This window comes from Crassaminicella profunda (assembly GCF_019884785.1).
GTDB lineage: Bacteria > Bacillota > Clostridia > Peptostreptococcales > Thermotaleaceae > Crassaminicella > Crassaminicella profunda.
Window position 1 is genome coordinate 1,932,453 of sequence record NZ_CP082326.1, and the last position, 21,033, is coordinate 1,953,485.

A 21,033-nucleotide genomic window follows, 5' to 3' on the forward strand; every position below is an offset into this window, starting at 1 on the left:
AAACTCCTTACTCTATTCTAATTCCTGTATAATAGTGTGATAAAATTTGTTCATAGGTAAATCCTTGTTCTGCCATCTTTTTAGCACCCCACTGGCTCATTCCTGCACCATGTCCATAGCCTTTTCCTACAAATACATATTGGTCTTTTGAAATGTTTGGAACAGTAAATTCATCTTTTTGTGGATTACTTATAGATTGCTCTTTGAACTTTATTTTTTCAAGCCCTTCAGCTGTAAGAACATATTTATCATTAATGTTTATTCGTTTTTTCTCCTCTCCATTATCTATATATTGATTTTGAGCTGTTGTCTCTTTAAGGCCCTCAGCTGTAAGAACATATTTATTTTCAGTACTTATTTCTTTAGAGGTATTATTTAAATCAGATAAGTCTGTCCCTGTTACTTTTCCATCAGCCATTATATCAAACCATGTACTTTTAAGGTTAGTATACCCAAAGACACTCCTAATCTGTCCTTTTTGTAAAATTTGATTTCCATTAGTTCCTTGAACCTCTAATTTTAAAACCCTTCCATTTCTTGAACGCTCTTTGGCAATAATATTTGTAACATTCCCTACAAACATTCCCTTAGCGTTTAAAAGATCTTCAATTTGTTGTTTCGTATAAACTTTCGTCCACTGAGCATTTGGTAATCCAATGGAATATGGATCATCTACTCCTCTTATGTACCCCAGTGGATTTGACCAAATATTTTCGCTATCCTCAGTACGTCCCCCACTATTAGAATGATAAAATGCTGTTACAACTTTTCCATTATAAGTCATAACCTTTCCTCTTGTTTCATCAACTGCTATTTTCGTTCTTGGATTTTCACTACTATATCCTCCATACACTTGGCAATGTGTAGCTGAGCATAAATCAAACCCATAATTTTTATGTTTATTTATATTAAGAGCAGCATAACTCCTAGCAGCAACAGCCTGCGCTTTTTGAGCTTCTATAGGCCAGTTCCCTGCCATTTCCTTTGGTACTACCCCATAAAGATATTCCTCTACTCCTAGTTGATTAATAACAGTTAAATCACTATCAGAATACCTTTTTATCATTATACTTCCTCTGAATGTTTTCCCATCTAGCTGAAGAATTCCAGAAAAGGGTCTAAACTGATAGTCGACATTCCCATTTTTATACATAAATAAGACTTTTCCATATTTATTCAATACTTGAATTCTTTGATCATCTTTAGAGATAATCCTTAAATCAGTATTTGGTAATAATACTTTTATATTTTCAAATAGGTTTTCTGCATCTGAAAAGCTAGTACATAGTCCTATCCAAACTCTCCAACCATCCTCATAGACAAGATATGGATCATCTTTCAGTTCTGGTAATGAATGCAAAAATGCCTCTGCTTCTTCTTTGCTGCTAAGTTCATTTCCAATTTGAATATGAATTGGCCCTTGAACATTTGTATTATAGCTATCTATTTGATTGGTAAAATCATATTCCATAAAGCTTTCATTTACACGAATAAAATTCCCATCTTTTCTTACAATCATTTCCTTATTATCAAAAAAACTTATCATACTTACAAATTGTGATGCCTCATAATATCCAAACTCTAAACCATCAGAAGAACCCATAGACACTAAAGGGGTTGCATTTTCACCAAATCGTATACCTATTTTAATTTGATCTAACCTATCATAACCATAAGCATCTACAGAAATAGGAATAATCATTAACATCATCATTGCAAAAGTTATTTTAATCAATAATTTTTGGAAGTTTATCATATTCTTCTCTCCCTCTTTTAGTCCTCTATAGGTAATCCTAAATGCTCATATCCTAATTTAGTCACAATTCTTCCCTTTGGCGTTCTTTGAATAAATCCTAATTGAAGGAGATAAGGTTCATATACATCCTCTATGGTATTCCGCTCTTCTCCTGTTGAAGCTGATAGCGTATCTAATCCCACAGGTCCTCCACCAAACTTCTCTATAATTGTAAAGAGTATATTTCTATCCACATGATCAAGACCTATTGGATCTACCTCTAAAAGTTCTAAAGCACTTTTAGCAATTTCAACAGTAATCATACCATTTCCCTTTACTTGAGCAAAATCTCTTACTCTTTTTAAAAGTCTATTAGCAATACGAGGTGTTCCCCTAGATCTTCTTGCAATCTCTATTGCAGCTTTTTCTTGGATTTCTACCCCTAATATACTAGAAGACCTTATAACAATATTCATTAAGTCTTCTTTATCATACAATTCAAGTTTGCAAATAACACCAAAACGATCTCTTAGAGGAGATGTCAATAGCCCTGCCCTTGTAGTAGCACCAATCAAAGTAAATCTTGCTAAATCTATTCTTATAGATTTAGCACTAGGCCCTTTTCCAATAATAATGTCTAACGCATAATCTTCCATAGCAGGATATAATATTTCTTCTACACTCCTGTTTAATCTATGAATCTCATCTATAAATAACACATCATTTTCATTAAGGTTCGTAAGTATGGCTGCTAAATCTCCCGGTCTTTCAATAGCAGGTCCTGATGTAATGCGAATATTAGCCCCTAATTCATTGGCAATAATACCCGATAAAGTAGTTTTCCCAAGTCCAGGTGGACCATATAATAATACATGATCTAATGACTCGCCTCTCATTTTAGCAGCATCTATAAAAATTTTCAATTTTTCTTTTGCTTTATGCTGTCCAATATAATCTTTTAGCTGCTTTGGTCTTAAATTCGTTTCCACTTCATAATCTTCATCTCTGAGAGAAGTAGTTATAATTCTATTCTCCTCCATATCATGAACCATTTACATCCCTCTTCCTCATTTACTTTGAAAGAAATTTTAATGCTTTTTTAATCATTTCTTCAACATTTTTGCAAGAATCTTTTACATAATCAACTGCTTTATTTGCTTCTACCTTTGTATATCCCAAAGCAACTAAAGCACTCACAGCTTCCTCTTTATCACCATCTACTGTTTCAACCTTCGGAATGAGGGTTGGTTCAAACATCGCGAGCTTATGATCTACCTTTTCTTTCAATTCTAAAATAATTCTCTGGGCAGTCTTCTTCCCTACCCCTTGGGCTTTTGTAAGCCCCTGAATATCTTCTGAAATAATAATACCAATTAATTGATTCATTGGAATAGAAGATAATATACCTAATCCTACTTTTGGTCCAATTCCTGTTACAGTAGTCAGTAATTGAAACATTTTTAACTCTTCCTTTGTAGCAAATCCAAAAATACTCATATCATCATCTCTAACAATCAACTGTGTATATACAATCACTTTTTCAAGTTCTGTTTTTAAATGAGCAATAGATTCGCCTGAAGTATAGATCTTATATCCAATATCCCTATTATCAATGACTACATAATCCTCACCAATAAATTCTAAACGTCCCTTTATGTATTCATACATCTCTTATTTCCTCCGTTATTTTATCTCAAACACTTCCTCAAAATATAAAGTTCAATTCTTAATATAACTATAATAATTCCTTTGAGCACATACGAGCAATATGCATTCTTTACTATTTTAACATATAAAAACAAAAATGTACTCAATTGAGTACATTTTAACTACTATAATCTTCTAATATCTGATTGATTTCGTCTCTATTCTTTTTAACAATTCCATTCTTAACATATTGTAGATCCATACTACTTAATGAAGTAGTAGGAATTTGTGTTTCTTCTATTAAAATATATTCTCCTTTGTCATTTACTTGAAAAATAGCTATACACCCATTATGCTCCTTAGCGATATAGAAATTGGGTGGAATTTGATCTGTTACCTGATACAGCTCTACTTTATCTTTATTGCATTCCCTTACATCCCAGTTTCTATATTTTTCATTAAAATAAACTCTTAATTCATCCAAATTTCTACCTACTAATTCACTAGGAATCTTACTTTCCTTTTTTACCACATCGCTAGTCTTTTTATAATAAGTATTAAATACAATTTGCGTATCGTCTGTTGCAACATTTTCATTAACAACAATAGGAATCCTATCCTCTATAGTGTTTTTTTTCTCTACATTTTCATTGGATTCTTTTGGTTTTTTATTATTGGGTAACTTTACAGTAATCTCACCTATATTAGGCTTATCTTTGTTTTGATTTCCTATCTTCTCTGGTACTTTTATATCATTTGTAATATATCCATATGCGAATCCTATTAAAAGTAGCACCAAACACCCCATCAATAACTTTCCTTTTTTTCGGCGTCTTCGTCTCCACATAAAAATCCCTCCTAGCCTATCTAGGAAGGATTATTCCCAAATTTTATTAATTTATACCAATATTCTTAAGTTCCTCTATAAGCTCCTGTTCATTCAATATATTATACGCTGCTCTCTCAATTTGCTCTACATTATCATTATAATTTATTTTTGTTCAATTAAATTAAAGTAAAACTCATTTATAGAGTCCTTATCTTGATCCAATAACACTAATTCATATATTCTTCTTAAATCTACTTTACCAAGTATCTTATAAGTTTCTCCATTTATGCTAATATAATTTTTATCTTTTATATATAGCCATAAATATTTACCTTCCATTGAGTGAATCATAATCCAATAAGTATTCATTAGTTTAGGTGAATAACAAGTGGGATTTACTAAAACTCTTCTTACTTTAATGCTCTCCAACAATACAAATAATTCATCAATCAACTTCTCATCATTCATTTTAAAATCTTTCCTTGATAGATATGAAAAATGAACGGATACTTTAATTTCATCTGGTGTGAAAAAACCTGTATAAGATTCTGTAATCTCACTAATAGACATAGGGTAAAAATAATAGATAGTAAAAACTATCAATAATAATAAAACAGCATATGTTAAATATCTCTTTTTCATATATATTTCCCCTTATAGCTAAAGGTTTTAAACATCATAGCTTTTTAAAAAAATTTTTATGAATTCAAAAGCTTCTTTCTTATTACCTGCATAACTACTATAATCTTAATATGTAAAAGTGATGAGCAAAAAAACAAAATATTTCTAATATATAAAATCCAAAAGGAATTCCTCGATAGCAACTCTAGCACCTAACTACTTTTATTACTAATCCCATAACCATTATTAGCCTAATGGGTATATGGATAATGGGCAGTTAATATTACTAAAATAGTAGTATTCAGAATCTAATATCACTTCATATACGTAAATATCTAACCCCTTATTTGCAATGATAGCTACTTGTGAAATGCTTTTAATAAAGTCATCTATTGCATCATAATCTGAATTGTGAGAGGACAATAATTATTTTTTATTAATTCAAAACATAGAACCAGTATATAACACTTTATCATAACCATTTCCGATTTTCATTATTAGTAGATATGTGTTCTTTTTATTGCTACCAATAAGTGTTTCAGCAGGAATAACTTTAAATTGATTACTTGGTTGAAAAATCACATATAAAAAATTAGATTAGTTTTCTAACATAGTACTACTCAACCTTATTTTTAATAGACTTAATATATAGCAAATAGTCTTTCCCCTTCTGCATTAATCCAATAAATTCTATAATTCCTCCTCCCGTAGCTTTGGCTTCCGTTACATCTATCAAACCCAATGCGTTAAGCTGGACTTTTATGGTTTGAACACAATCGTCATTCAAACTAGAGAAATTCTTATTATATGCAGAATTTATTCCTGTTTTTAAATTTTTACCAAACGTAGTATAGTTTTTAAATGAAACCAGATATGGTCCTACACATGAAAATATGTTATCCCATGTCAACTCAGCTTCATAAGAAACATATGTGCTTCTACTATAGGCGGAGGTTGATGGTTTGAATACTTGTCCCTTAATTATATAAGTATCGTTTCCACAAGCTAGGTTTTCTACTTTATTAGAGTTTGCCTCATTTGTTGCTCTCAACTGTAAAATTTTCTTTTCTAATTTTTCATTTTTCAATCTTAACTCGTTAATTTGTGACAAAAGTTCAGTTGTATCGTAAGAACTCCCCCTTGTCCATCCTAATTGTGGGTTTTCTGATGTTTCTTCAGTTAAACTTATTATCACCGATGTTACAAGGTCATTTATGTTATTCCACATCCTACATAACCTATTGTTAGACACTTTAGCTCGGAATGTCTCCAGCACCTCTTTTTTATCATCATCTCTCTTTTCAACGGACAAATTATTTGGATCATCGTGTAAAAAAGCTAAAACAGGAATGTTTTTAGAAACTGCATAGTTATATTCTTGTTCGGTAAAACTTATACCCGTAGTTGGATTGATGGTACCATACCGTGCTCCAACTATTAAAATATAGTAATCACATGTATCAATTATTTTTTTTATATATTTAAACTGCTCATCATTAGATGCAGAAAACATCTCCATACCAGCAGGTATATATTTGGCATTTAAAAGCGATTCTATGATAGCCTTTCGTTCTTCTTTTAGATCTGTAAATGTTGAACTAATAAATACTTGATAACGCTTATCCATTTTGTTTTCACTCCTTTTTCAACTACCCATTATAAACATAATAAATATTTATGATATCTAAAAAACTCCACTGGTATCAGTGAATTATAATTTATCACCTTCATATGATTAGATTTCTTAAACTTATATTACTTATTCAAATTTTATAAAATTCCTTTGACTAATCCTGTCATTTTTCCACTAATATTGTTGAATAATATTTTATAGTTCTCTCCTATGCTATAAAAAGATCACCTATCCCTTGATCTTTTGCTTAGAAAATATAAAAAAGAAGCATAAAGTTGCCGATATAGCAAACTTATGCTTCCATTTACACGTTGTAACTATTCAATATTCTAAATTGGCGGGAATATGTGGGAATCGAACCCACCTGAGAAGCTCTTAACCCCTCAAACTGGTTTTGAAGACCAGAGGGCACACCAGCACCCATCTACTCCCATATAGGTTTGTTGACGTTTTTAACCATAATACATTTAAGATTATAGCATATTTTTAATACTTATTCAAGAATAATCTGTCATTTTATCTTATTATTTGTCAGTGTATTGAAAAAAGCAAAATTTCATAAAATTTATTAACAATTACTTTATATCCTATAGAATAATTCTGTTAAAACTATTATCGTCTTAAATAACTTTATCTATACTAAAATGGTCTTACAAATAACTAAAAAACCTTGTCGATTCCAATAGGAATCTCAAGGTTTTATTAAATACAAAAGGATAATCATCCCCTTTGCAATTTATGAATTGGATTATTGATCTTTTTTAAGAATTTCATGAAAGCTTGTTGTCCTTTTATATCTCTCTTAAATACACCTGCATGTTCAAGAACGGTCATGAATTTTTTGCCTACTTCTTCTTTTAATATGTCATGAACTTCCTTTTCGTTCATCTTAGGATACTTTTCTTTTAAATAATGAAACCATTCTAAATGTTTTTGTAAGATTTCTTCTTTCTCAATAGGCAAATTTTCATTTAATAGATATTTTGCTAACTTTTCTAATTCCTCTTTTAATCTAGGAGGTAATACAGCTAATCCCATCACCTCTATAAGACCGATATTTTCTTTTTTAATGTGATGAACTTGATTATGGGGATGAAAAATTCCTAAAGGATGTTCTTTGCTGGTTCTATTGTTTCTAAGAACCAAATCTAATTCAAAGTAGTGTTCTCTTCTTCTTGCAATAGGTGTTATGGTATTATGGGGTATCTCATTAGTGTATGCTCTTATTTCAGCTTCTTCATCCGTATAATTTTTCCACTTTTTTAAAATAATTCCTGCTAATTTGGAAATTTCCTCTCTATTTTCTCCTCTTAATCGAATAACAGACATGGGCCATTTCACAATTCCACCTTCAATGTTGGGAGATTGATGAAAAGTAAAACTTTTTTCTATAGGTGCTTTAGCCATAGAGAATTCATAATTTCCACCTTGAAAATGATCATGAGAAAGAATAGATCCTCCTACTATGGGTAAATCTGCATTAGAACCAATGAAATAGTGAGGAAATTTTTCTACAAACTCTAATAATCTATCAAAAGTCTCTTTTGTTATTTTCATGGGTTCATGTTTATCTTTAAAAATAATGCTATGTTCATTGTAATAAACATAAGGTGAGTATTGGAAAAACCATGGTTCATTCTTTAATTCTATAGGTATAATTCTATGATTTTGTCTTGCTGGGTGATTAATTCTACCCGCATATCCTTCATTTTCTTTGCATAGTAAGCACTTAGGATATGACGTTTTCTTTATATTTTTTGCTTTTTCAATGGCTTTAGGATCTTTTTCTGGTTTAGAAAGATTAATGGTTATATCAAGGTCTCCATAAATTGTTTTTGTTTTCCAAACCTTGTTTTTTGCAATTCTATCTGTTCGAATATAATTTGAGTTTTTGCTCATTTCATAGTAATAATCTGTAGCTTTTTTAGGATCTTCTTCATAATCTTCATAAAACACTCTGATAACTTCAGAAGGTCTTGGCATAAAGCAATTCATTATTTTTGTATCTAAAAGGTCTCTGTAAATAGGGGTATTATGTTCTAATCGATCATTTTCATAAGCCCAGTTTAAAATATTATCTAAAATTTCTACAGGAGATGTCAATGTTTCCTTTTCAACTTCAATTTCCTCATAATCATCTAATCCTAGTGCCTCTAAAACTCTATTTTTAGCATATATGTAATCTTCTTTTTTAATTAAACTTTTATCCTTTGCGTACTGAACCAATCGTTCTATTTCTAAATAAATATTAATGGCCATAAATTCACCTCTTAGTCTTCATATCCATTGGGTTTGTTTTGATGCCATTTCCATGCACTTGCAATGATGTCTTCAATACTTGTATACTTTACCTTCCATCCTAATTCTTTCATCGCTTTCTCTGATGATGCCACTAGCTTTGCAGGATCTCCCACACGTCTTTTATCTACTAGTGCAGGGATTTTATGTCCTGTCACCTTTCTTGCTGCTTTGATCATTTCTTTTACTGTAAATCCTTCCCCATTTCCTAAATTGTAAATAGCGCTTTCATGATTTTTTCTCAATTTCTCTAAAGCTAGAAGATGTGCATCAGCTAAATCTGTTACATGAATATAATCTCTAATACATGTTCCATCATGGGTATCATAATCATCTCCAAATATAGAAATATGTTTTCTTTTTCCTAGAGGTACTTGTAATATTAATGGAATCAAATGGGTTTCTGGATGATGATCTTCTCCTATTTTCCCACTTGCATGAGCTCCTGCCACATTAAAGTATCTTAATGAAATATATTTCATACCATATGCATAATCTGCCCATTTAAACATTTTTTCCATGGCTAATTTGGTCTCTCCATAGGGATTAGTGGGTTCTGTTTTGTCTGTTTCTAAAATTGGAATATTTTCAGGTTCTCCATAAGTTGCAGCGGTTGATGAAAATACAATTTTTTTCACATGATGTTTATGCATCATTTCTAATAATACTTGTGTTCCATATACATTGTTCCCATAATACTTAAGAGGATCACTCATACTCTCTCCAACTAAAGAGTTGGCAGCAAAATGAATCACCCCTTCTATATGATTTGTGTTAAATACTTTATCTAAAAAAACTTTATCACGAATATCACCCTCATAGAACTTAGCCTTTGGATGAATTGCGCCTCTATGTCCTGTTTGTAAATTATCAACAATAATAACCTCTTCTCCCTTGTCAATAAGTTCATATACGGTATGACTGCCTATATAGCCGGCACCCCCACATACTAAAATCATTCCATCACCTCATTTTTATTTTAATTCTCTAGCCCCATCCCCTATGGAAGCTATATAAAAACTTGCTCCATAACCGATTATTTCCTTATATTTCTTTCCTACATTTTCTATAAATTCATCTACCTTTTGATTATTTACAATATTAACGGTACAACCTCCAAATCCAGCCCCTGTCATTCTTGATCCAATTGTACCTTCTTGCTCCCAGGCTAACTTGACTAAAGTATCTAGTTCTTTTCCTGTTACTTCATAATCCTCTTTTAAGGATTTATGAGAAGCTTTCATAAGCTTACCAAACTCTTTTATATCTCCTCTTTCAAGAGCATCCACTGCTTTTAATGTGCGTCGATTTTCATATACAGCATGCTTTGCTCTTCTTCTATCAATTTCATTGGTTATTAAGTGTTTGTTTTTTTCAAATTCTTCTTCCGTTAGTTCCCCTAAAGCATTAATTTCTAATTCTTTCTGTAATTGAAAAAGGGCTCTATCACATTCCTTTCTTCGCTCATTATACTTTGAATCAGCTAATCCTCTTCTTTTGTTTGTATTAGCAATGATAATAGATGCATCTTTTAATACTAAATCAGAATATTTATATGCTAAGGTAGTACAATCTAGCAAAATAGCTTTTTCTTTTTTCCCCATGCCAATAGCAAATTGATCCATAATCCCACAATTCACACCAATAAACTGATTTTCAGCTTTTTGGCACATTTTCACCATTGAAATCATATCTACATCTAAGTTAAATAATCCTTTTAATAGTACAGAAGTAACTAATTCTATAGATGCAGAAGATGATAATCCAGCACCGTTTGGAATATTTCCAAAGAATAACACTTCCAAGCCATTTTCAAGGAGATATCCATGATCCTTAAAAACTTTCATAACCCCTTTAGGATAATTGGCCCAATCATGACCTTTTTCGTATTTTAGTTCCTCTAAAGTAAACGTAAGTATTCCCAAGTCTTTAAAATTCTTCGAATAAACCTTTACTTTTTTATCTTCTCTTTTTCTAGCAACTGCATAGGTGCCAAAACTTAATGCACAGGGAAATACGTATCCACCATTATAGTCCGTATGCTCACCAATCAAATTGATACGTCCTGGAGCAAAAAAGATTCTTGTCTCTTTCCCTTTATCAAAAATCTCAATAAAATCTTTTGTTAACTCTTCAAATAAAGTCATCCCCCTCATTCCTTTCTATAAAATAATATATAGAAATCCTTGACTTCATAGTATTTTTCATTTACTTTTATATACTATATTTCTCGTATATTACAATAATTTCCTCTATTAAATTTCCATTTTATTAAATTTAAATAGGCAATACGATCTTCCACGCCCCATCTTCATAAATGAGTTTCCATTTTTCAATCATTTCGTCTTCTAAATCAGTTAAGACATCCTTTTTCTTTCTAAAATTAATCACCAAAACTACCTCTTGTTCATATTTCTGTGTTTGATACATATGAATCTCATAGTTTTTCATCTCTTGAGCATAATTTCCTATAGTTAATTTAAATTTAACAAAATCATATTTTTCTTTACTATATTTGTCTAACATTTCGTAGCTTTTTTTATAATTATCATTAATTAAATAGCTTATAAATTGGCTAAAAGTATTCATAGGCATATTCATCTCTTTTTTTATAAACTTTTCATTTCTAAAAAGAGGATCTTTTATTGAGTAAATGGGTTCAAAACCTTCTTTATTTCCCTCTACTAATATTTGAACACCCTGAATGTAATCTAGCTCTGTAATAGAATTTACAATAGACCAAATCATCATCTCTTTGTTCATTTCCCCCCAAGCAACATTTAGAATTTCCCTTGAAAAATTAATATAACATATTCCCTCTACAGTTTTTACTGAAATAATTTTAGTATATTGGGGCATAAGCATATTTAACATTTTATTTCTTGGTCCTTTTATTAATTCTTCAAGGATCAATACTTCCTCTATTTGCTCTGAAGAAATAATAACCCGCTTTTCTACTGCTAAACCATCATTTTGAGAACTACCAAAATATAATTTTAGCACATACCGTTCTTTATCAGGTACTGGTGGTATCGGTATTTGATTTTTATTTAAATGATTTTCATAAGAAATATTTACTAAAACATATCCTAATATAATAACTATTAGTAAAGTAACTAAAACTTTATAAAATGTTCTCAAAAAAATACCTCCTGTATCCTATCAACTATATACATTCATGTTTTTAGGCAACCGTACATAAAATGTAGTTCCCTTTCCCACTTCACTGATTACCTCTACTTCTCCTTGATGAAGTTCAATAATCTGTTTTGATATGGATAATCCCAGTCCCGTACCTCCTGTGCTCCTTGATCGTGCTTTATCTACCCTGTAAAAACGTTCATATATATATGGTAAACTTTCCTTGGGTATGCCAATTCCATTATCCTTAATTTCAACAACTGCCGCTCCATTTTCTGAATACAAAAAAACTTCAACGATTCCTCCCTCAGGAGTATACTTTATGGCATTATGAATGATATTTGTTAATGCTTGCTGTATTTTAACTCGATCTAATCCTATTTGAATTTTTTCAGAATAAACAAAGTTCATGCTAATTTTCTTTTGTACTGCTATGGGCTTTAATGAGTGAATTAATTTTTCTAACAGATAATTCACATAGGTAACTTCATAATTTAACTCTAATTTTCCCTTATCTATATCTACTAAAGCCAGCAAGCTCTGTATAATTTTATCTAATCTATCTACTTCTGAAGCAATATCTTTTAAAAATTCTCTATAGGTTTTAATAGGTACATTTTCTTCGTATATAAGAGACTCTGACAATAGTTTCATAGCACTCAAAGGCGTTCTAAGTTCATGGGAGACATTTCCAACAAATTCCTTTCTTTGTTGATCTACCTGAAATAATTTTGTACTCATGGTATTGAACGCTTGAGCTAGATTTGTCAACTCGTCATTTCCTATAATCTCCACTTTCTGCTCTAGCTTTCCTTGATGCATTTTTTTTATCCCTTCTGTTAGCTTTTCTATAGGAGTTGCAATAACATGAGCAAATATAAAACTAATAAATCCAGTAATGACGATACATAATATTGCTAATAAAAGATAATTCCTCATAATTTTATTTACATTCCCATATACTTTTTCTAATGAAGATGAAATAAAAATCGCACCATATACTTTATTATTTAAAACAATTGGAACCGTAACATACAAAGTTTTACCATATCCTTTTAATTGGTGTTCTCTTGCAATACTTTTTCCCTTTAAGGATTCTTGTATTTCCCAATGATTTATTTTCATACCCTTTAACACATCATAAGCATCATTTAGTACAATTCCCTTTTTATTCACAATCATAATTCTTGATTTTATTTCTTTACTATACCCTTTTAATAAGGCATCCATATCATTGCTGTTTTTATTATGGTTTGCTACTCTATCTGCAATAATATTTCCTTGTGAAAGGAGGTGTACCTTCTTTTCATTAACATAATTTATACGAATAGATTCGCTAATAAATGTATGGATCAAAAGGAGTGTTAATATAATCAGTAATAAATAGGTGGAAACAAGTTTCCACCTAATACTAACGAATTTTATTCTTAGACCTAAAATAATAACCAACTCCCCACTTGGTTCTTATATACTCTGGTTGACTGGACTTTTCCTCAACTTTTTCTCTTAATCTTCTTATATGTACATCCACCGTTCTCAAATCCCCAAAATATTCATATCCCCAAATGGTTTCTAGTAATTCTTCTCTACTATATATTTTATTGGGATTGATTGCTAAAAATAATAATAAATCAAACTCTTTTGCTGTTAGATTAATCTCTCTACCTCTTAGAATTACTTTTCTCCTTAATGTGTTGATTGAAAAGTCATCAATCTCTATTATATTTGTAGCAGAAACAGACTCTTTTAAATTTACTCTTCTTAAAACAGCTTTCATCCTCGCCTTAAGTTCTAAAATATTAAAGGGTTTCGTTAAATAATCATCTGCTCCATATTCTAATCCCAAAATTTTACTTGTATCCTCTCCTCTAGCCGTTAGCATAATAATGGGGACCATAGACGTTTCTCTAATTTTTTTACATACCTCTAAGCCATCAATCTTAGGTAGCATTAAATCTAAAACAATTAAATCATAATCATTCATAAGTCCTTTGTTTAATGCTTCATCCCCATCTATTGCAGTATCTACTATATATGACTCTTGTTCTAAACTATATTTTAGTCCCTTTAGTAGCATAGGTTCATCATCTACGATCAATACCTTATAAGCCATCAAATCACCTCATCAAATTTCCCTATATTCATAGGATTTCCTAATTCTTATAGAAAGTATGTGCCTTACAAGAAAAAAGCTACCTTAGGTTTGGTAGCTACAATAAAACTCTTTTTTCTCCAATTCTCTTAGTAATCTTATTTTGATCAAAAGACTCTAATAATGGTAATGCATATTTTCTTGAAGTCCCTAATAAGTCTCTAAATTCAGATAAAGTCATTTCCCCATGATCTTTAAGATAATCGCTCATTATTTTTATAGCTTTTTCATAATTCTCAATATGCATAAACATCTCATCATTAATCTTTACAAGACAATTCATATCTAAAAGAGCATATAAAACCTGACGAGATTCTTTCTCGTTTTCTTCATTTTGTAATACTTCCTTCATGGATGGAGCATTGAACCCACTAGTTAGATAGATCTTCTCTATTTTATTTTTTATTTTTTCTTGTTCTTTCGTATACACAATATGAAAATTATAAAGTGCAATACAATTATTTAACAGTTTTAAAATATTATTTTCAACAAAATAATTAATGATTTCATCATAGATTTTTCCTTTTACCTGAGGAACTACTTTATTTCTAAGCTCTTCTTTACTCATTCCAAAGGTCAATGGATTACCTTTGTGGTAGATACCTAAAGTATATTTAATTTTTTCTTCCATCTCTTTTAAATAAGACTTATGAATAAGAATATCTCCTGAAAGCTTCATAATTATTTTTTCTTGTATCAAAGCTTCTACAATCTTTTTAATTGTATCTACGCCAATTCCTGTTTTCATGGCATAAAAATGAAGATTCTCAAACTGACTGCTAAATCGTTTGATAACTTCTTCTACAATTTGTTCTGAACTTCCTTCTTCTTTAATTTTCAATTGCTTTAATACATCTTCTTTAAACCTTTTATGCTTCATGGGATGTGCATCTAGTATGATTCCTCCCCCTATGGTCTCCATAGGTGAATAAAATCTTATTACAATATGATCTCCTCTTTTTGCAACAATTTCCTCTTCCAATCTTAATTGGGCATAACAACTTTCTCCTGGTTTTAATTCTTCTCGATCTAATAAAACAATCCTACAAAGGATTTCACTTGTCCCATGATATAATCTTACCCTACTTCTATTTTCAATCACTCTCTTCGTATTTTTAAGTAAATTTATTTTCACATCTAACATCATACTAGATTGCATTGAGCCTTCTTTAGCCAGTACATTTCCTCTCATTATTTCTTCTTTTTTTACATTGGCTAAATTGATTGCAACTCTTTGTCCTGCATAAGACGTCTTTACATTTTCCCCATGAACCTGTAAATTTCTAACTTTTGTCTGAATTCCTTGAGGATAAATCATTAAAGAATCCCCTTCATTAATAGTTCCTTCAATCTGCGTACCTGTAATAACCGTTCCAAATCCAGCAATAGAAAAAGCTCTATCAATGGGTACTCTAAATGGAAGCAATAAATCCTTTGATTCTGTTTCTTCTGTCATCTGATCAATTAATTCTGTTAACTTATCAAGACCTTTCCCTTCTAAAGCTGATACAGAAACGATAGGTGCTTTTTCTAAAAAGGTTTCTTTTACGCTTTCCCTTATTTCCTCTCCAACAAGATCTAGCCATTCTTGTTCTACTAAATCCGTTTTGGTCAATACAATAATCCCTTTTTTCACTTCTAATATGGATAAAATATCTAGATGCTCTTGGGTTTGAGGCATAACTCCTTCGTCAGCAGCAATTACTAATAAAACAATATCTATTCCACCAATACCTGCCAGCATATTTTTAATAAATTTTTCATGTCCTGGCACATCTATAATACCTGCTCTTTTTCCACTTGGAAGATCAAAATGAGCAAACCCTAACTCTATTGTAATACCTCTTTTTTTCTCTTCTTTTAATCGATCTGCATCTACTCCTGTTAAAGCTTTGATCAATGTAGTTTTTCCATGATCTATGTGCCCAGCAGTCCCAATGATGATATGTTTCAAATCCTTCACTCCTCTACCCCATTAGTATGTGACGTAACCCCTCTACAATGATGTCAAATTCATTTGATTTTATGGTACGCACATCTATTAATACTTTATCTTCACTAATTCTTGTAATAATAGGTGTCTTATAACCCCTTAACATTTCTTCAAATTTGTTAATGGATAAAAACTCTGGTTTTATGCTAATTAAAACCGTTTCCATCTCCTCGAGTGGCATAGATCCCCCGCCAACTTGAGATACGCCATTTATTTTTTCAATTGTACAATTTTTTATATTATTTTTCAACATCTCGTATAAAGTATCTGCCTTTTCTTTAATTTCATCAAAACTCATGGTCAACATACGAAGGGTTGGAATTTCATTGATAGCATCCTTTTCATTTAAATACAATCTTAAGGTTGCCTCAAGAGCTGCTAATGTCAATTTATCAACTCTAAATGCCCTTGTATAAGGATTCTTTTTCATCTCCTTAATATACTTTTCTTTTCCAACAATGATTCCTGCTTGAGGACCCCCTAGTAATTTATCTCCACTAAAGGTAACAATATCTGCTCCTGCTAAAACGCTTTCTTGAACAGTAGGTTCTTTATAAAGACCATATTTTGAAAAATCTATAAAAGTGCCACTTCCAATATCTTCAATTACTGGAACATCATATTCTTTTCCTAAATCTACTAAATTTTTTAATGAAACCTCCTCTGTAAATCCTAAGATCCTGTAGTTACTTGTATGTACCTTAAGTAAAACAGCAGTCTCCTCACTAATAGCACTTTTATAATCAGAAAGATGTGTTTTATTCGTTGTCCCTACTTCAACAAGCTTTGCACCACTTTGTTGCATAACATCAGGTACACGAAAAGCTCCTCCAATTTCTACCAATTGCCCCCTTGAAACAATTACTTCTTTATTTTTAGCTAATGTATCAAGAACCAACAGAACTGCTGCTGCATTATTATTCACTACCATTGCAGATTCTGCACCTGTGAGTTTTGTTATGATCTCTTCCACATGGGCATATCTTGATCCTCTTGTTCCAGAATTGATATCAAACTCTAATGTAGAATAGCTACTCGCCACATTCCAAATATCTTCCTTTATGGATTCACTAAGAAGGGCACGTCCTAAATTTGTATGCAGCACCACCCCTGTAGCATTTATAACTTTTCTTAAATTCATTCTATTTTTTAATTCTACATTTTGAATAATATGCTCTATTAATTCTTCCTCATCAATTTTAAAGTTTTCAGTCTCCTGCTCATTTAATTTGATAATTTGACTTCGTATATGCTCAATATTCTCTCTAATAGATTCCACAACTGTAATTCTTGGAACTTTTTCTAATAGATTTTCAATTTTTTCTTCCTTTAGCAAATCATCTACCTTAGGAATTAACGCAAAAATATTCTTTTTATTCGCCACGATTATCACTCCAATTTGTAATATTTCCACAATTACCATTATTACTTAAAATTATAACATATTATACGAAAAGATTATCCTTTAAATTTTATCACATATATCTTCTCTTTATTCTAAATTTTGGAATTTTTCTGAAAAATATATTGATTAAACTATAAGAATCTTTTATAATAATTATAAGTAGGATTCATTTTCTTTATATTGAATTTTAAGTATTGATTCTATGCATCAATAAAATTTTTGAATAAGGAGGTGTTCAATAGGTAATATTTAAAATATAGCTTTCTAATCTATTACTTATAAAAAGGAGGTCTTTTATGAACAGTATTTCTGATTTAATAGCAGCAATAGGTAGTTTTGCTTGGGGCCCTATCATGATTGTCTTTTTAGTAGGTACTGGTCTAATTCTTACTTTAGGTACAAGAGTCGTTCAATTTAGAAAACTTGGGTACGCTTTTAAATTGCTTTTCTCAAAAACAGATACTGCCGATGGAGATATCACTCCTTTTCAGGCATTGATGACTTCTCTTGCTGCAACCATCGGAACAGGTAATATTGCTGGTGTTGCTACAGCAATCGCCGTTGGTGGTCCTGGTTCAGTCTTTTGGATGTGGGTTACAGCTGCTGTTGGTGGAGCAACAAAATTTGGTGAAGCACTATTAGCTATTAAGTATAGAATCACCAATGAAAAGGGCGAAAAATCTGGTGGTCCTATGTATTATGCAAGCCTTGGTATGGAAGATAAATACGGTGGAAATTGGAAATGGCTAGGAATCGCCTTTGCATTATTTGGTTTTATCGCTTCATTCGGTATTGGAAATCTAGTTCAATCTAACTCCGTTGCAGAATCATTAAAAACTTCCATAGGTCTTTCTCCTTATGTATCAGGAATCATTATCGCAATAGCTACAGGACTAGTTGTTGTTGGTGGGATTAAGAGCATCGCAAATGTTACAGATAAAATCGTGCCTGCTATGGCTATTATTTATGTAATTGGTGCTTTAATCGTTCTATTTAGTAATGCATCTAGAATTCCTGAAGCTTTTAGTATGATCTTTTCAAATGCCTTTAATGCAAATGCTGTTAGTGGAGGATTTATAGGAACTGTTATCCGTATGGGAGTTGCTCGTGGTGTATTCTCAAATGAAGCTGGTCTTGGTAGTGCACCTATTGCTCATGCTGCTTCTAAAAATAATGATCCTGTAAAACAAGGGATTATCGGATCTCTTGGTTCTTTCTTAGATACTTTAGTAGTATGTACAATGACAGCTTTAGTTATTTTAGTATCTGGACTTGTAACAATAGGTAGTGATGGTCTTATGTCCGTTAGAGATGGTCTTACAGGTGCAGCTCTAACTACTACTGCTTTTAGTGAAGCTCTTCCAAGCTTTGGTGCATTTATTGTTTCCTTTGGATTAGTTTTCTTCGCATTTTCAACGATCCTTGGATGGTACTATTATGGTTCTAAATGCTTAGAGTTTATCGCTGGTGTAAAAGCTGTTGAAATTTACAAATGGGTTTGGCCTATCCTATGTTTTGTTGGTGCTACAACCTCTTTAGATATTGTATGGAACTTGTCTGACGCATTTAATGGTCTTATGGCTATTCCAAACTTAATTGCACTCCTTGCACTTAGCCCAATCATCTTTAAAATGACAAAAGAGTATGAAGAAAAGCAAAAACAACTCCATTAAAAATAAAAAGATAAAGCATCCTTTGGGTGCTTTATCTTACTTTAATATAAAAATCCTCTTTTTCAACTACTTCTCCTACTACTGCAAAATCTGTAGGTAATTCATCTTCATAAAAGGCAAGTAAATCTTTTACTTTTTCCTTAGATAAAGATATTAATAAACCGCCTGATGTTTGTGGGTCATATAAAATATCACGCATGTAAGTTGGCACTTCTTTTTCAAAGTCTACTTGTCCATCTAAATACGCTTCATTATTATATGCTCCTGCAGGTACAAGACCCATATTGGCGTTTTCTATAGCTCCTTCAACAATAGGTACCTCTTTAGAATTTATAGTTAGAGTAACATCACTAGCTTTAGCCATCTCAAAGGCATGTCCTAAAAAACCAAATCCTGTAATGTCTGTACAAGAATGTGCACCTATCTTTTTCATTCCTTTAGCTGCAATATTATTTAGGCTAGCCATTACACTCATAACCTTTTCTACAAGCTCCTCTGAAAGCATTCCTGCTTTGATAGCTGTATTTAAAATACCAGTCCCTAAAGGCTTTGTTAATACTAATACATCACCTGGCTTAGCTAAATCATTACTCATTACCCTATCAGGCGATACAATTCCTGTAACGGATAATCCATATTTGGGTTCATTATCATCTACACTATGTCCTCCTACTAATAATGCACCTGCTTCCTTTGCCTTATCTGCTCCTCCCTTTAAAATCTCTGTTAGAATATCCATAGATATACAAGTAGGAAAGCATACAATATTCATAGCAAGGATAGGTTCTCCCCCCATTGCATATACATCACTTAAGGAATTAGCTGCTGCAATTTGTCCAAACATATAAGGATCATCTACTATTGGTGTGAAAAAATCTAAGGTTTGTATAATAGCCGTATCATCATTCAGTTTATATACTGCTGCATCATCAGAAGTTTCTAAGCCTACCAATAAATGCTCATCCTGTATTTTAGGTAAATGACACAAAACTTGTGCCAAGGTCTCAGGACCAATTTTTGCTGCTCATCCAGAAGTTCTACTCATTTCTGTTAATCTTTTATTTGTAGTCATCCTTTATCACCTCTTTTATCTCTTATCTTATAATAGATATTATCATATTTCTAATGAACTATCAATTTACCCTTATTTGCTCCTTAATCATTTCATATTTTTTGTCTCCTAATCCTGATACTTTCATTATATCTTGAATAGAAGTGAATCCTCCATTTGTTTCTCTGTACTGAATGATTCTTTCTGCAAGGACTTTTCCAATACCATTTAATGATTCTAATTCACTTTTTGATCCAGTATTTATGTTAACCCTATTGGAATGAGTAATCATGTTATTAGATGCTACATTACTATTGTTTATGGGATTTTCTCCAATCTTTGGAATAACTATTTGCTCTCCATCTATTAATACTTTTGCCATATTTATTTGTTTTCTATCTGCTGTTTCTAAAAGTCCACCTGCTATCTTTACTCCATCTATTAACCTAGCTCCTTCTTTAAGTTTTACAATGCCAGACCGTTTTACTTCTCCGCATATATCAACGATCACAAATTTTTCTTCTTCTAGATCTTTTTTTTCTTGAATTTTTTCCATTTCTTCTATTTTCTTATTGTCATGTTCTACAACAATTTCCTTTGATTCATTGATATATAATTTATCTGCTACAAATACTATAATCGTTAAAATAAATATTCCCAAAATAGCAATTTCGCGTTTCGTAAGTTTAAACATTTTATCACCAGCCAATCTATTTATAATTTATCTACACTTATTGCTATATTTGTCATTCTACTTTAATGTTATTCACGATTAATAATATTTTGTCTCTTTTATTTTCCTTAAATTTTTTTTGTTTTTCTGTTATACTAATAAAGTGCTTTTACTAAAGATTT

17 protein-coding genes and 1 tRNA gene are annotated in these 21,033 nt (G+C 31.3%); 1 reads left to right on the forward strand and 17 read right to left on the reverse strand.

Translation table 11 applies throughout. The annotated features are described in order from the left end of the window. Positions 1 to 7 precede the first annotated feature (7 nt). The 15 genes from K7H06_RS09115 to selA all read right to left on the reverse strand — a co-directional run bounded on the left by K7H06_RS09115 (position 8) and on the right by selA (position 17,472). Positions 8 to 1,756: a SpoIID/LytB domain-containing protein gene (locus K7H06_RS09115; protein ID WP_223039559.1), complete on the reverse strand. Its 1,749-nt coding sequence runs from the start codon at positions 1,754 to 1,756 to the stop codon at positions 8 to 10. Positions 1,757 to 1,773: 17 nt separating this feature from the next. Beyond that, the gene (ruvB, locus tag K7H06_RS09120; RefSeq protein WP_223039986.1) at positions 1,774 to 2,775 is read right to left on the reverse strand and encodes a Holliday junction branch migration DNA helicase RuvB; all 1,002 of its coding nucleotides are present in this window, start codon (positions 2,773 to 2,775) and stop codon (positions 1,774 to 1,776) included. 31 nt (positions 2,776 to 2,806) lie between these two features. After that, positions 2,807 to 3,403: a Holliday junction branch migration protein RuvA gene (ruvA, locus tag K7H06_RS09125; protein WP_223039560.1), complete on the reverse strand. Its 597-nt coding sequence runs from the start codon at positions 3,401 to 3,403 to the stop codon at positions 2,807 to 2,809. 157 nt (positions 3,404 to 3,560) lie between these two features. Then, a complete protein-coding gene (locus K7H06_RS09130) occupies positions 3,561 to 4,229 on the reverse strand; it encodes a BofC C-terminal domain-containing protein (RefSeq protein ID WP_223039561.1) in 669 nt (222 codons plus the stop codon). Between the two features lie 144 nt (positions 4,230 to 4,373). Beyond that, the gene (locus tag K7H06_RS09135; RefSeq protein ID WP_223039562.1) at positions 4,374 to 4,853 is read right to left on the reverse strand and encodes a hypothetical protein; all 480 of its coding nucleotides are present in this window, start codon (positions 4,851 to 4,853) and stop codon (positions 4,374 to 4,376) included. 595 nt (positions 4,854 to 5,448) lie between these two features. After that, positions 5,449 to 6,459, reverse strand: coding sequence for a DUF4062 domain-containing protein (locus K7H06_RS09140; protein ID WP_223039563.1), 1,011 nt, complete (start codon positions 6,457 to 6,459; stop codon positions 5,449 to 5,451). A 341-nt stretch (positions 6,460 to 6,800) separates the two neighbouring features. Next, positions 6,801 to 6,897 (reverse strand) — tRNA-Sec (locus tag K7H06_RS09145). A 288-nt stretch (positions 6,898 to 7,185) separates the two neighbouring features. Continuing rightward, on the reverse strand, positions 7,186 to 8,724 hold the full coding sequence (galT, locus tag K7H06_RS09150; protein ID WP_223039564.1) for a UDP-glucose--hexose-1-phosphate uridylyltransferase: 1,539 nt from the start codon (positions 8,722 to 8,724) through the stop codon (positions 7,186 to 7,188). Positions 8,725 to 8,735: 11 nt separating this feature from the next. Further along, on the reverse strand, positions 8,736 to 9,722 hold the full coding sequence (gene galE, locus K7H06_RS09155; protein ID WP_223039565.1) for a UDP-glucose 4-epimerase GalE: 987 nt from the start codon (positions 9,720 to 9,722) through the stop codon (positions 8,736 to 8,738). A gap of 15 nt (positions 9,723 to 9,737) precedes the next feature. After that, complete coding sequence (locus tag K7H06_RS09160) at positions 9,738 to 10,910, reverse strand: galactokinase (RefSeq protein WP_223039566.1); 1,173 nt, start codon at positions 10,908 to 10,910, stop codon at positions 9,738 to 9,740. Between the two features lie 130 nt (positions 10,911 to 11,040). Then, a complete protein-coding gene (locus K7H06_RS09165) occupies positions 11,041 to 11,904 on the reverse strand; it encodes a GerMN domain-containing protein (protein ID WP_223039567.1) in 864 nt (287 codons plus the stop codon). Between the two features lie 21 nt (positions 11,905 to 11,925). After that, positions 11,926 to 13,353, reverse strand: a complete 1,428-nt coding sequence (locus tag K7H06_RS09170) for a HAMP domain-containing sensor histidine kinase (RefSeq protein ID WP_246637670.1) — start codon at positions 13,351 to 13,353, stop codon at positions 11,926 to 11,928. Then, positions 13,316 to 14,017, reverse strand: a complete 702-nt coding sequence (locus K7H06_RS09175; protein ID WP_281426055.1) for a response regulator transcription factor — start codon at positions 14,015 to 14,017, stop codon at positions 13,316 to 13,318. The genes K7H06_RS09170 and K7H06_RS09175 overlap by 38 nt, the downstream gene beginning before the upstream one ends. A 97-nt stretch (positions 14,018 to 14,114) precedes the next feature. After that, on the reverse strand, positions 14,115 to 16,010 hold the full coding sequence (gene selB, locus K7H06_RS09180) for a selenocysteine-specific translation elongation factor (protein WP_223039569.1): 1,896 nt from the start codon (positions 16,008 to 16,010) through the stop codon (positions 14,115 to 14,117). Between the two features lie 13 nt (positions 16,011 to 16,023). After that, a complete protein-coding gene (gene selA / locus K7H06_RS09185; RefSeq protein WP_223039570.1) occupies positions 16,024 to 17,472 on the reverse strand; it encodes an L-seryl-tRNA(Sec) selenium transferase in 1,449 nt (482 codons plus the stop codon). A gap of 278 nt (positions 17,473 to 17,750) precedes the next feature. Here selA and K7H06_RS09190 point away from each other — a divergent pair, with 278 nt between their 5' ends. Then, on the forward strand, positions 17,751 to 19,127 hold the full coding sequence (locus tag K7H06_RS09190; RefSeq protein ID WP_223039571.1) for an alanine/glycine:cation symporter family protein: 1,377 nt from the start codon (positions 17,751 to 17,753) through the stop codon (positions 19,125 to 19,127). Between the two features lie 31 nt (positions 19,128 to 19,158). On the opposite strand, the gene selD is transcribed toward K7H06_RS09190, so the two are convergent. Continuing rightward, positions 19,159 to 20,199: a selenide, water dikinase SelD gene (gene selD / locus K7H06_RS09195; RefSeq protein ID WP_223039572.1), complete on the reverse strand. Its 1,041-nt coding sequence runs from the start codon at positions 20,197 to 20,199 to the stop codon at positions 19,159 to 19,161. A 61-nt stretch (positions 20,200 to 20,260) separates the two neighbouring features. Then, complete coding sequence (locus K7H06_RS09200; RefSeq protein ID WP_223039573.1) at positions 20,261 to 20,872, reverse strand: helix-hairpin-helix domain-containing protein; 612 nt, start codon at positions 20,870 to 20,872, stop codon at positions 20,261 to 20,263. Between the last annotated feature and the right edge of the window lie 161 nt (positions 20,873 to 21,033).